General features: G+C 71.4%; 7 protein-coding genes. All 7 read left to right on the top strand.

Annotated features, from left to right (window positions below):
• Positions 1-166: 166 nt before the first annotated feature.
• The 7 genes from ACFRMN_RS27565 (at position 167) to ACFRMN_RS27535 (ending at position 13543) form a co-directional block, all read left to right on the top strand.
• The gene (locus ACFRMN_RS27565) at positions 167-2941 is read left to right on the top strand and encodes a tetratricopeptide repeat protein (protein ID WP_383024036.1); all 2775 of its coding nucleotides are present in this window, start codon (positions 167-169) and stop codon (positions 2939-2941) included.
• 121 nt (positions 2942-3062) lie between these two features.
• Positions 3063-3284, top strand: coding sequence for a hypothetical protein (locus tag ACFRMN_RS27560; RefSeq protein ID WP_383024032.1), 222 nt, complete (start codon positions 3063-3065; stop codon positions 3282-3284).
• A gap of 81 nt (positions 3285-3365) precedes the next feature.
• Positions 3366-5123 (top strand): TIGR02677 family protein, encoded by a 1758-nt coding sequence (locus ACFRMN_RS27555; RefSeq protein ID WP_383024029.1) that lies wholly within the window; start codon positions 3366-3368, stop codon positions 5121-5123.
• A complete protein-coding gene (locus ACFRMN_RS27550; protein WP_383024026.1) occupies positions 5120-6367 on the top strand; it encodes a TIGR02678 family protein in 1248 nt (415 codons plus the stop codon). The genes ACFRMN_RS27555 and ACFRMN_RS27550 overlap by 4 nt, the downstream gene beginning before the upstream one ends.
• Before the next feature lie 8 nt (positions 6368-6375).
• Positions 6376-10584: a TIGR02680 family protein gene (locus ACFRMN_RS27545; RefSeq protein WP_383024024.1), complete on the top strand. Its 4209-nt coding sequence runs from the start codon at positions 6376-6378 to the stop codon at positions 10582-10584.
• Positions 10575-11837: a TIGR02679 family protein gene (locus ACFRMN_RS27540; RefSeq protein ID WP_383024021.1), complete on the top strand. Its 1263-nt coding sequence runs from the start codon at positions 10575-10577 to the stop codon at positions 11835-11837. The genes ACFRMN_RS27545 and ACFRMN_RS27540 overlap by 10 nt, the downstream gene beginning before the upstream one ends.
• 368 nt (positions 11838-12205) lie before the next feature.
• Positions 12206-13543, top strand: a complete 1338-nt coding sequence (locus ACFRMN_RS27535) for a gluconate:H+ symporter (RefSeq protein WP_383024019.1) — start codon at positions 12206-12208, stop codon at positions 13541-13543.
• The last annotated feature ends 21 nt before the right edge of the window (positions 13544-13564 follow it).

Genomic DNA, 13564 nt, shown 5'->3' with positions numbered 1-13564 from the left:
CCTCCCGCATTCGACAATCGGTCGAGGCGTTCGAATGAGTCTCCCAGTGAATCCCCGTTCCGCCGAAGTGGTCGGAGTGGAGTGATCGAAGACTGACAGATCGACTCCGTCGCGGCCAAGTCATCAGCGTTAGGCGAACGTTAACAACCCGTCGTTGAGGTATGGCATGCTTTCCCTCCCGATGTTCGCGGATCCGCCGCGCACGGGAAGAGAGCGAGGCATCATGGAGTTCCGCTTATTGGGTCCGGTGACTGTCCTCCGGGGGGACCGGCCCGTCAGCATGAGATCGCGAAAAGTCTCTGAACTGCTGGCCGTTCTGCTCGTCTCACCCGGACATCGCGCGTCCCATGCCGAGGTCATGCGGTATCTGTGGCCGGGGGAGCCTTCGAACCAGAATCGAATTCGGCAGAACTTTCACCAGCTTCGGCTTTCCGTTCCCGAGATTTGCTCGGAGAGCAATGAGCGGGGGTTCTGCCGGATTCACGTCCAGTCGCAGGACCTCGATCACCTGCGCTTCCGTGGATTGCTACGGGCGGCGGATTCCACGCGTGACTCCTCGGTACGACTCAAGTCGCTCCGCGACGCGATCGACGAGTGGCGGGGGATTCCCTTCGAGGGAATGCAGGGTGCCGCGTTCGAGCGGAAACGGCATGAACTGATGACGGAGCTCCGGGAGACCACGATTGCCTGTGTCCTGGCAGAACTGGAGTGCTCTCAGTCGCGGGCCGCACTCGACCGGGCCGATTCCGCCATGACCCACTGGCCGACAAGTGAGGCGTTGCTCGAACTCAAGGTGCGCGCACTGCGCATGCTCGGCAGGCAGGACGAGATCCCGCCGCTCCTGGCCGAGTGGGAGCGGGAATGCGGCCGTCCCACCGCTCACCTGCTGCTCGCGGACACGTCGGAGGAACACGATCGGGGGAGTACCACCTCCCTCCGTGCGATGGCCCCTCCGAGGCCCCGTCAGCTTCCCCTCGGACCGGTCGAGCTGGTGGGGCGCCGACGTCGGCGCGAGCGGCTGGCGGAGGTCCTTCTGGGTCGAGCCCAGGGGCGGACCCGGCTGGCCGCCCTTTCGGGAATGCCCGGCGTCGGAAAATCCGCGCTCGCCGTCGAGGTCGCGGTGGCGCTCGATCAGTACTTCGCCGACGGCATCCTTCACGTCGATCTCGGAGGGGTCACCCCCGAAGGGCTGCTGCGCCACGAGCATGTGATCGCCCGGCTTCTGAACGATCTCGGAGTGCGCCCGGCGACGCCGACGCTGGACGGCATGGTGTCCGCGTACCGCACGGCGCTCGCGGACCGTGCGGTCCTCCTGATTCTGGACAACGCGCGGGACGAGGAGCACGTCCGTCCGCTGCTCCCCCCGGCCGGGCCCAGCGCGGCGATCGTCACCGGCCGCCGCCACTTGCACGGACTGGAGATCCGGGAGGACGCCGAACTCATCGCTCTCGAACCACTGGACCGGGCGGACGCCACCGAACTCCTTCGAGTGCGGCTCGGTGAGGACCGCATGCGCACAGCCGCTCCCTTCGTGGCCGACATCGTGGAACACTGTTCAGGTCTCCCGCTGGCGCTCGGAATCATGGCCGCGAGAATCACCCGGCGTCCCGCGCGGGCACTGTCGGACATGGTCCGTGAGCTGCGGGTGGAGAGCACCCGGCTGCGCTCACTCGATCTGGGTTCTGAGGACCTGAGCGTGCGCCTGTCGCTCGACGCGTCCCACCGGCAGCTCTCCGCGCCGGCGTCGAGACTGCTCCGACGACTGGCGATCCATCCGGGCCCGACGATCAGCTGGGCGGCACTGCGGGCGATCGACCCCGAGGACGAGGCCCATGTCAGTGAAGCGACCGACGAGCTTCTGCGGATGAGCCTGGTGACCGAGCCCTCTTTCGAGCGATACGCCCTGCATGATCTGGTCCGGGTTCATGCCGAAGCGCTGACCTGCGAGTGGGCCCAAGCCGAGCGGATCCGTGTGGTGAAGCGAGTGCTGCACTTCCTGCTGCACCATGCCTGGGCCTGCGATCGCCGGTTGGAGACCGGGCGTCGGTTGCCGATCGACCGGCCCGGCACACTCAGGGTCATGGCTCCGGCCGACGCGGCGGAGGCGATGAAGTGGTTCGAGGCGGAGTACTCGACTCTGACCGCCGCCGTCGGACTGGCCCAGCGGCACGGACTCGACCGCTACACATGGTTGTTGTCGATGACCCTGGTGACCTTCCAATGGCGGTCCGATCGCCATCTGGACGCGCTCGCCGGTCTCACCCGTGCTCTCCCCGCGGCGACACGGGAGTCGGGCCCGGCCGACGTCGCCATGGTGCGCCGCATGCTCGCGGGCACTCACCGGGCCGTGGGGAATGTCGCGGATGCCGTGCGGGAGCTGAACAGCGCGGTGCGGATCAGCGACGACGACGGAGACATGCTGGGGGCGGCCCTGGGGCGCCACGCCCTCGGGGTCCTGCTGCGGGAGAGCGGTGCACCCGGGGAGGCGCTGGAGCACTTCGGTGCGGCTCTGTCGGCCTTCGAAGAACTCCACGACACCCTTGGCCAAGGGGCTGTGCTGAACGGCATCGGCAGTGCGCGATACGACCTGGGACACCATGAAGAGGCGGTGGAGCACTGTCTGCGGTCCCTGTCCCTGCTGGCGGGCACGGGCGACATCAATGGGCAGGCGCATGCGCACTTCAGCCTGGGCCGCATCCGGATGGCGCGGGCAGATCCCGAGGCTGCTGTCGTCGAGTTGGTGCGTGCCCGCGTGCTGTACCGGTCGCTGACCTATGGGAGCAGGGAGGCCAGGACACTGGTCTGGCTCGCGAAGGCGCTCCGCGCCGCTGGACGGATCACCGAGTCGGCTGAGGCGATGGGGCAGGCCAGAGCCGTACTGAGAAGGGTAGGAGAGATGGATATCGACGCAGCCCTCGACGGGCTCGCCTGCCTTCCGTGACCGGTTCGGTGAGCGGCTGAGGAGGACATCACCCCCCTGCGCACGGCCTGAGGTCCGGTCCTGGCAGCACCCCGCCGAGGAATCCGATCACGGAATGCCGTGGCCCGGCAGTTTGGAATGCATGGCGCCCGGACAAGTGCTGGGCAAACCGGTCGATCCGGCCCACGCGGGCGAGGTTTGGCTGCGGCTCGCCCCCTGGCTCCCCGAACGCGGCGACCCGGCGGCGGCGCTCACCCCCTGGACCGAAGTTGATCCCCTGCGCCCCTTCCGGCACCCGATGGGACCAGAGGCGCGGCCGGTACGCGCGTGGGCGAACACGCGGCGGCCTGACCTCCCGAGGTGACGTACACGCCGGCGCTGTGCTTGTCTTCGATTCGGACATCCCTCACAGGTGAGGGCACCGGTCCGGAAGAATGGACCGACGATGACATCCCAGACCTCCGAGCCCGCTCAGCCGCCCGAGCCATCCGCCCCGGTCCCCGTCGGCTACGCCCCCTTCACCCATCTCACCGTCCCCAACGCCGCTCTCTACCGGCAGGTGATGAGGGCCTTTCTCGTCGCCAAGGAGCGGTTCGCGGTGCATCTGCGGCCGGAGGATGTGTACGCCGCGCTGGACGCGGGGAGCCGGCCCGCTGACGTCGAGGCGGTGGTGAAGGCGCTGGACAGCCTTGTGACCTGGGGCAATTTGCGTGCCGATCCGGACCACGCACGGGTGACGGCGGTCGAAGACTTCTACCGCAGACGGTTCATCTACCAGCTCACCCGGGCCGGTGAGGCGGCCGAGGCGGCGCTGGGGACGTATGACGAGGTGCTGGGGCGGCGCGGCGAACTTCAAGCGGTCGCGCTGCACGACATCGTCACGCAGCTGAGGGCGCTGCTCGTGATCGCGTCGCAGGACGAGCCCGACCCGGCGAAGGCGTACATCGCCCTGTCCGTGCTGACGGCGCGCTTCACCGACCTCGCGGACAACGCCCGTGCCTTCATGGGGTCGCTCCAGCGGAGCATCGACCTGCACGACATCGAGGTCGAGGCGTTCCTCGCGTACAAGGACCGGCTGATCCAGTACCTGGAGCGGTTCATCCAGGACCTCATCACCCTCGGGGGACGGATCGCCCTGCTGATCGGGGAGTTGGAGGATCAGGGGCGGGTCGGGCCGCTGCTGCGGCTCGCCGCCGCCCGCGGGGCCGCCGACGCCGCTCCCGAGGACGCCGAGCACGCGGAGGCGGTGGCGTACGAGAAGTGGGCTGCCCGGTGGTCCGGGCTCGCCCAGTGGTTCGTGTCGGCGGAGGGACGGGAGTCGCAGGCCCGGCTGCTGCGTGGTCGAGCTCTCGGGTCCATCCCGCAGCTTCTCGCCGTCGTACGGCAGTTGAACGAGCGGCGGGCCGGGCGATCAGACCGCTCGGCCGACTTCCGCACGCTGGCGCGGTGGTTCGCCCAGGCGCCGGATGACGTGGCGAGGCACCGGCTGTGGCGGGTGGCGTTCGGGCTGCACGCCTCCCGACACCTCACCGTCGACGCCGACACCCTCGCCGAGCGGACGGCCGCGCCGGAGCCGGCCTCGACCCCGTGGGGCGAGGCGCGACCGCTGCGGATCAGTCCCCAGCTGCGCCGTACCGGCAGTTACGAACGGCGCGGCAAGCCACGCCGGGTGGCCGACCGGGGCGAGGCGAAGCGCAGGCTCGCTGAGATCGCGGCCCGGCAGGCGGGGGAGGCCAGAGAGGCGCGGGACCGTCTCGTGACGGGCGGGCCGGTGAGGTTGTCCCGGCTGGGAGAACTCGATCCGTTCGCCTTCCAGTTGTTCCTGCGCCTGCTCGGCGACGCGCTCGCCACCTGGCGGCCGGGCATGACGACCACCGTGGTCGCCGGCGGTGACGGTTCGATGGAGATCCGGCTGACCGCGCTCGACGACGGCTCGACCGCCGAAGTGCACACCCCAGACGGGGTGTTCAGCGGCCCGGACCATCTGATCGACATCACCGACCTCACGGCGGGGGAAGAGGGCGGTGGCGAGGCCGGTGCGCCCGCCGGGGGTCCTTCCACCGGGGGACAGCCGACTCCACCGACAGCCATGCCCACAGCCATGCCCACAGCCATGCCCACAGCCATGCCCGCGTCCGTCCCCCGGCAGAGCGGCCCCCTACCGCCCGCTCGGGCCGCCGCGCACCTTCCGGAGGAACGATGAGCGGCCCCCTGGCCGAGGTCCTGGACGGCCAGCGCCAGGCCGACCTGCGGCGGGCCGCGCGAGCACTGCTGAAGGAGCCGCTGCTCACCGCCGACGGGCCGTACCCCGACGAGTTCCCGCTGGTGCGCCGGCACGTCGCCGAACTGCGGGAGTGGTTCGAGCGCAACACCGGCTGGACGCTCCGTACGGACGCCGACGCCGCACGGCTGCGCAAGACACCCGGCACCCTCACCGACGCCACGCACCCCGCGCGCGAGGCCGTCCGGACCGCCCTGCCCTTCACCCGCCGCCGCTACGTTCTGCTCTGTCTGACCCTGGCCGCGCTGGAAAGGGGCGAGTCGCAGGTGGCACTCGGACGCCTCGCCGAACAGGTCGTCCTGGCCGCCGCCGATCCCGAACTCGTCGCCGCCGGTATCACGTTCACCCTGGAGCGGCGCGACGAGCGCATCGACCTCGCGGCTGTCGTCCGCCTGCTGCTGCGACTCGGCGTACTGCGGCGGGTCGCCGGCGACGAGGACGCGTACGTCAGTGGCTCGGGGGACGTGCTGTACGACGTGAGACGGCGCGTGCTGGCAGGGATGCCGGCGTCCCTGCGGGGCCCCTCCACGGTCGAGGCCGAGGACTTCGAAGGACGCCTGGTGGAGATGACGGCGCAGACCGCGCTCGACAGCGACGAGCTCAGGTTCCGTGCGATCCGCTGGAAGCTGACCCGCCGCCTCCTCGACGACCCGGTGCTCTACTACGACGACCTGACCGACGACGAACTGGCCTACCTCACCCGGCAGCGCGGCTTCATCACCGCGCGTATCAACGAACTGACCGGGCTGGTCGCGGAGGTCCGGGCCGAAGGCATTGCCATGGTCGACCCGCTGGACGACCTGACGGACGTACGCATGCCGGAGCAGGGCACGCACGGACACATCACTCTGCTGCTGGCAGGGCACTTGGTCCGGGCGGCCGGGCCCGTCGCCCCGGCGGATCTGGCGTCCCGGGTAAGGGAACTGGCCGTGGAGCACGGCAGTTTCTGGTCCAAGTCGGCGAGGGAGGCGGGAGCGGAGCCCGAACTCGTGGAGCAGGCGCTGACGAAGCTGGTGGCCCTGGGACTCGCCGAGCGCACGGAACGGGGTGTCGTGCCGCGACCGGCCCTCGCCCGGTACGCGGTCGGCGAGCCCGTCGTCAGGGAACCGGGGCCGGTCCGCCGCCCGGCCGTGACACCGGACACGACCATGAAGGACGAAAGGTGAACAGCGCCGTGACCGCATTGCCCACCCCCGTGCCCGGCCGGTGGCGGCCCCTGCGTATCGGGCTCGTCGATCTGTTCCACTATGACGTCGAGGAGTTCTGGTTCCGCGACGGCCGACTGCTGCTGCGCGGCAACAACGGCACCGGCAAGTCCAAAGTGCTCGCCCTTACCCTGCCGTTCCTGCTGGACGGCGACCTCTCCGCCCGCCGTGTCGAACCCGACGGCGACCCGGGCAAGCGGATGGAGTGGAACCTGCTCCTGGGCGGCGAGCACCCGCATCCGGAACGGCTCGGCTACACCTGGATCGAGTTCGGACGGCTCGACGGGACCACGGGTGAGGCGTATTTCCGTACGCTGCTGTGCGGGCTGAAGGCGGTCGCCGGACGTGGCATCGCCCGCCACTGGTTCGCGGTGACGGATCAGCGGGTCGGCGCCGGCCTCGATCTGCTGGACGCGACCGGCACCGCTCTGTCCCGGGACCGGCTCGCGGAGGCCGTCGGCAGCCGCGGAATGGTCTACGACACCGCGAAGACCTACCGCAGAGCGGTCGACGAAGCTCTCTTCGGGCTCGGGGAGCGACGCTACGGCGCGCTGGTCGACCTCCTGATCCAGCTGCGCCAGCCCCAACTGTCCAAGCGCCCCAACGAAGCCGCCCTGTCCCGGGCGCTGACCGAGGCGCTGCCGCCGATGGACCAGGCGGTCGTCGCCGACGCGGCGGAGGCGTTCAGATCGCTGGACGAGGAGAAGGAGGAACTGCGGGCGGCCCGCGAGGCCGAGCAGGCGTCCACGGCATTCCTCGACCACTACCGGCGCTACGCCCGCCTCGCCTCCCGGCGCCGCGCCCGCCTGCCCCGCCGCGAGCACGCCCGGTACGAGAACCTTCAGCGTGAACTCGTCAGGGCGCAGGCGGACCGGGACCAGGCCGTGAAGGACCGGGAGGCGGCCGGGGAGCGGGGCGCGGCGCTGGACGAGAGGGCCGCGCGGTTGAGCGCCCAGGACGCCGCGCTGCGGTCCGGACCCGAGATGCGCGACGCCCGCGCACTCGACCGGGCGGCGGCCGACGCCTCCCGCACGGCCGGAGAACTGACACGGGCCGAGGCGGACCGGCGGACGGCGGCCGAAGCCCACACGCGGGCCCTGGGACGGCTGGCCACCGCGGACAACCGGCTCACAGCGGCCCAGGGGGCCTTGGAAGACATCCAGGACCGCGCGGCGGACAGCGCCGCGGCGGCCCGGCTCGGCGCCCCCCGGACGCGGGGAGCCCCCGACGCGGTCCTGCGCCGGGAGGCGGACGAGGCGACGTCGGGCAGGCGGCGCGCCGTCGAGCACGTGGAGGAACTCGCCACGCGGGCCGAGCGGACCGAGGAACAGCACAGGGCCGCCCGGCTGCGCGCGGACGAGGCCGACGAGGAGGTCGTGCACAGCGGGGAGAGGCTGGCCGAGGCGGAGGAGAACGTCGCCGGGGCGGGACGGACGCTGATCACAGCCGTGCGGGAGCACCTTTCCGGGTGCGTGGAACTGCGGGTACCCGGGCTGCCGGGGGTCTTGGACGCGGTGCAGGACTGGGTGAACGGTCTGGCCGGCCCTCTGCCGGCCCGCGCCGCGGCGGCCACGGCCCATCGCACCGCCGCCTCCCGTCTGGCCGACCGCGCGGCCGGACTGGCCCACCGCGAGGCGGTGCGGGCGGAACGGCAGCGGCTCACGGCCGAGGAACTGGCGGCGCTCGAAACGGGCGGTGAGCGCGGCCCGGCGGTTCCCCACACGCGCACGTCCGATGTCCGGGACCGGGGCCTCGGCGCCCCCCTGTGGCGGCTCGTCGACTTCCGCCCGCATGTCACCGAGCCCGAACGCGCGGGCCTGGAAGCCGCGCTGGAGGCGTCGGGGCTCCTCGACGCCTGGGTACGGCCGGACGGATCCGCGGTCGGGGCGGACGGCCACGACGTACTGCTCGACCCGGTCGGACCGTTCGGCGGAGCGCGCCTCGACCGTGCGCTGTGCCCGGCGGTCAACCACGCGGACGTGGGCGCCGCCACCGTGGGGGAGGCGACGGTCGCGCGACTGCTCGCCTCGATCGGGCTGGCCGGGATGAACGAGGACAGGCCCGAGGAGACCTCCTGGGAGGCCCGCGGCAACGACACCTGGGTCCGCGTGGACGGGCGCTTCCGGGTCGGTGCGCTCACCGGGAGCTGGGCCAAGGACAGCGCCCAGTACGTCGGAGAAGGCGCGCGGGAACAAGCGCGCCGCTCCCGGATCGGCGAACTGCGCACCGAACTGGACGCATTGGCGGCGCAACGCGAACGACTGGCTCAGGAGTCCCTGGCCGTGGCCGAGCGCCGTGGCGTGCTCGACGCCGAACTCGCCGCCGTACCGGGCGAGGACGACCTGCGTCATGCCCACGCACGCGTCACCGCCGCGGCCGAAGCGGCCCACCGGGCCCGGGCCCGGCAGAACGAGCGGGCCGCGGAACTGGCCGTGGTGGCGGAGCGGGCCGACCGTGCGGCGGCCGAACTCGCCGAGATCGCCGCCGCCCTGAACCTCCCCACCGACAGGGCGGGACTGGGCGCCGTGCGTCAGGCGCTCGCCGACCACACCGCCCTCTTGGCCGCGCTGTGGCCCGCGCTGCGCGAACGCGCGGAGGCTCAGCGCGCGGTGACCGGCGAGCGGGCGGAGACCCGCCGGGCCGAACTGCGCGTGGCCGAACTCGCGGAGCGCGTGACGGAGACCGCCCGGGTCGGCGCGGCGGCGGACGAACACCTCAGGACACTTCGGTCCACCGTCGGAGCGGCCGTCGCCGAACTCCAGCGGCTGCTGGCGGAAACGGCGGCGGCCGCCCGTACCTGCGAGCACGAACAGCGGCGGGCCCAGGCGGACTTCGGTGACGCGGACCGGCGGGCCAGTCGCGCCGAGGGGCGCATCGAGCGGCTGGCCGAGGACGTCACCGACGCGACCGCCGCGCGCGGAGAAGCCATCGCCGCTCTCCAACGGTTCGCCTCGACAGGGCTGCTCTCCGTCGCCCTGCCCGACATCGCCGTACCGGACGACGACGGAGGGACATGGGCGGCGACCCCCGCCGTCACTCTCGCTCGCGCCATCGAGTCCCGGCTCGCTTCCGTAGACGACTCGGACGCGGCCTGGGAGCGCGTACAGAAACGGCTGAGCGAGGAGTTCGGCAGGCTGCAGGACGCGCTGTCGCGGCACGGCCACACCGCCACCGCCCGCCCGAGTGAGGACGGGATGCGGGTCGACATCGTCTACCAGGGCCGGGAACGGGCCGTGCCCGAACTCGCCGAGGCACTGGTAGTCGAGGTCACCGAACTGACCCGCATCCTGTCCGCGCACGAGCGCGAGATCCTTCAGACCCACCTGATCACCGAGGTCGCCGGGACGCTCCAGGAGCTCATCGGGGCAGCCGAACGACAGGTACGCGCGATGAACAGAGAGCTGGAGGAACGCCCGACCTCGACAGGGATGACACTGCGGCTGGTGTGGCGGGCGTCCCGCCGGGCGCCGCGGGGACTGGCGCAGGCTCGTGAACGACTGCGTCAGTCCGCGGACGCCTGGTCACCCGAGGACCGGGCCGCGGTCGGCGCGTTCCTCCAGGAGCAGATCGCCCGTCGGCAGGCCGACGACAGCGCCGGGAGCTGGCTGGAGGACCTTACCGCCGCCCTCGACTACCGGACCTGGCATGAGTTCGGCGTCGAACGCCACCAGCACGGCAAATGGGTACCGGCCACCGGGCCCGCCTCGGGCGGTGAACGGGTACTGGCCGCGTCCGTGCCCCTGTTCGCCGCCGCGTCCTCCCATTACGCGAGCGCGGCGGGCGCCCACGCACCCCGTCTGGTCACCCTTGACGAGGCGTTCGCCGGCGTCGACGACGACTCGCGCGCCAAGTGTCTGGGTCTGTTGCGCGCCTTCGACCTCGACGTCGTCATGACCAGCGAACGGGAATGGGCCTGCTATCCCCAGGTACCGGGAATCGCGATCGCGCAGCTCTCGCGCGTGGACGACATCGCCGCCGTGCTGGTGACGCGGTGGGAGTGGGACGGCAGCGACCGACGGCGCGGCACGGAGCCCGGTGGACAGGCGGGCGCGTGGAAGGTGAACTCCCGTGCCGCCGGGCCCGGCGAGGTGGCGGGTGGGGCGACGAGCCCCTTCGGCGAGCCGGGGCGTAACACCGTCCTCGACGGCACCGGCGAACAGGAGTCCCTGTGGAGGTGAATCCCGCGGCGGAGGACCAGGCCGACATCGACGCCCGGCGCCTCGGCCGTCTGCTCGGTGACCCCGCCCTTGCCTGGCTCGTGGACCGCGCCCGGCAGCGGATGGAACGCGGCCGGCCGCTCACCGGCTCCGTCACACTGTCCGACCCCGGCGAATCCCAACGCCACGCCGCCGAACGCCTGCTGGGACGCGCACCACGAGCCGGTGGCTCCCTGAGCGTTCGCCTCGACACTGTGGACGCGATCCTCCGGCGCTCCGGTGTCAGCCCCGACGGCCTGGGGGCGGCCGTGGTGGCACTCACCGGGCCCGTGACACCTCGGTCGGAGATACGGAACAGGGAGGAACGGGCCTGGGAGGAGGCGTACGCGCCGCTGGGCACCCTCGACGCCGAGCTCGCCCACTGGGCGGAGCGGATCCGCGGAGACGGTCTCGTACGACGCCTCGCCCGCACACCGGAAGCGGCCGGCCCGCTGGTGAAGGCCGCCGTGCGCGCGCTGCGTGCGCTGCCCGCGTCACCCCCGACGTCGCGAGCGACGTTCGCGGCACAGAATCTCTCGGGCGCCCATGCCCTGGACGAGGGGACACCGCTCGCCACTCTTGTCCTGTCCGGGCTCCGTTCCCTCACCGGCTTTCCGGACGGCGCCGGTGCCCAGTGGCGGCGGGAGGCATGGGCTTCGGCGGGTCTGCTCAAGGACGACCTGTCATCGACCGTCCTCACCCTCAACCTGCGCGGTACTCCATCCCTCGACTGGATGGCCGACGCGGGTGAGCCCGCCGTACTGACGCTCCGGTCTCTCACCCGTCGCACACCGGTCGCCGCCGTCCCGGCCACGGGAACCGTCCACGTATGTGAGAACCCGGCCGTGCTGTCCGCCGCCGCCGACGCCTTCGGCCCGAAGTGTCCGCCGCTGGTGTGCCTCCAAGGGCAGCCGTCGGCCGCCGCCATCACGCTGCTGCGCGACCTGTCCGCGCGGGGGGCGGGCCTTCTTCTCCACGGCGACTTCGACTGGGGCGGGGTACGCATCGCCACGGCGCTGCGGCGCGGCGTCCCTTGGCGGCCGTGGCGCTACACCGCCGCCCACTACCGGGAAGCGGTGACCGGAGTGGCCGAGGCCCCGGACTTGACGGGCCCGCCCGCCGCGACGCCGTGGGATCCGGACCTGGCCGTCGCTCTCGCCGAGTGCGGTGTTCGGGTCGAGGAGGAAGCGGTGCTGGACGACTTGCTGGCGGACCTGGGACGCGGGGCCCGCTGAGGCGCGTCCCCACGTACGCGGTACGGGTACGGGTACGGCACAGCAGGCAGCGGGAACCAGTCCGACCTGGTCCGAACCGGTCCGAACCGGTCTGAACCGGGCCGGACCGCCGACTTCGCTTCGTGCGCCCCCGCTTCGCGACAGGGGCCGTTGGTCAATCCGTCGGTGCATACCCATTGACCCACTCGCGTCTGCATATCTAGTCTCCGTCTCTATACGTAGACGCCGTCTTTGTATGAAGACCTCATCCGTGGGAGTGGACAAGCGGGGGCGTGGGAGACAGCGGACGTCGTGAGCGCCGACCCGGCGGCGGCACTGCCCGCCGGCGGGCACACAGCTGACAGCACAGTTCAAAGGGGAACTGATTCATGCCACTTGTCGTCGTCGGCATCAGCGTATTGGCCCTTCTCTTCCTCATGACGAAGCTCAGACTGAACGGCTTCGCCGCCCTCCTCCTCGTGGCTGTCTGCGTCGCCCTGGTGCGGGGGATCCCCGTGGCGGAGATCCCGGATGTCCTCTCGGAGGGCATCGGTGGGCAGATCGGCGACACCATGCTCACCATCGGGCTCGGTGCCATGGTCGGCCGGGTGATGGGGGACTCCGGTGCCGCTCAGCGCATAGCCTCCAAGCTGCTCGCCGTCTGCGGTCCGCGCGGGGTGCAGGTGGCCATGGTGCTGACGGCCATGCTCATCGGCGTCACGATGTTCTACGAGGTCGCCTTCGTCATCATCGTGCCCGTCGCCTTCACCCTCGTGCGGGTCACCCGGTCGAACCTGCTGTGGGTCGGACTGCCGATGTCCATCGCTCTGTCCACGATGCACAGCTTCCTGCCCCCGCATCCCGGCCCGACGGCGGTGGCCTCGACCTTCCACGCCTCGGTCGGACTGACCCTGTTCTACGGCCTGTTCATCGCGGTCCCCGTCGGCGTGCTCATCGCGCTGGTGTGGCCGAGGCTGCCCTTCGTCCGGGCGATGAACCCCTCCGTACCCAAGGGCCTGGTGAGCGAACGCGTCTTCGAGGACGAGGAGATGCCGGGCACGGCCTGGTCGCTGGCGGTCGCGCTGCTGCCCGTGGTGCTGATCGCCGGGGCCGCCGTGACCGACATGGTCACCTCGGCGAAGACCCCGGTCGTGCATGTGGTCGAGTTCGTCGGTTCGGCGCCGGTCGCGCTGCTGCTGACGCTGCTCGTCGCGATCTGGGCCTTCGGACCCCGGATCGGCCGGAGCCTGGAGGAGGTCGGCGCCTCCTGCCGCGGCGCGGCGCAGGCGATGGCGATGATCTTGCTGGTGATCGGGGCCGGCGGTGCCTTCAAGCAGGTTCTCGTCGACGGCGGGATATCGGACTACATCAAGGACGTGACCGAGGGCTGGTCCATCTCGCCGATCATCCTCGCCTGGCTCGTCGCCGTGATCCTCAGGGTGGCCCTGGGCTCGGCTACGGTCGCCGTCGTCACGGCGTCCGGCGTCGTACTGCCGCTGGTCGCGGGCAGCGGGGTCGCTCCCGAGATCATGGTGCTCGCCGTCTCCTGCGGCTCGATCGCCTTCTCACACGTCAACGACCCGGGCTTCTGGATGTTCAAGGAGTACTTCAACCTGTCGGTCATGGAGGCGATCAAGGTACGTACCTCCTATACGACCGTGCTCGCCGTCCTCGGCCTCGGGGGCGTCCTCGTCCTGGAACGCGTCCTGAACGCCCTCAACCTCTGAACGCGCGCCGCCCGCTCCGTG

The sequence above is a fragment of the Streptomyces sp. NPDC056835 genome (assembly GCF_042789485.1).
Classification (GTDB): Bacteria; Actinomycetota; Actinomycetes; order Streptomycetales; family Streptomycetaceae; genus Streptomyces.
This window is presented reverse-complemented; position numbering and strand designations above follow the sequence as displayed.

Excerpts from the sequence above, each read along its gene's own strand:
- ACFRMN_RS27565 (WP_383024036.1), top strand. The coding sequence starts at position 167 with ATGCTTTCCCTCCCGATGTTCGCGGATCCGCCGCGCACGGGAAGAGAG.
- ACFRMN_RS27560 (WP_383024032.1), top strand. The coding sequence starts at position 3,063 with ATGGCGCCCGGACAAGTGCTGGGCAAACCGGTCGATCCGGCCCACGCG.
- ACFRMN_RS27555 (WP_383024029.1), top strand. The coding sequence starts at position 3,366 with ATGACATCCCAGACCTCCGAGCCCGCTCAGCCGCCCGAGCCATCCGCC.
- ACFRMN_RS27550 (WP_383024026.1), top strand. The coding sequence starts at position 5,120 with ATGAGCGGCCCCCTGGCCGAGGTCCTGGACGGCCAGCGCCAGGCCGAC.
- ACFRMN_RS27535 (WP_383024019.1), top strand. The coding sequence starts at position 12,206 with ATGCCACTTGTCGTCGTCGGCATCAGCGTATTGGCCCTTCTCTTCCTC.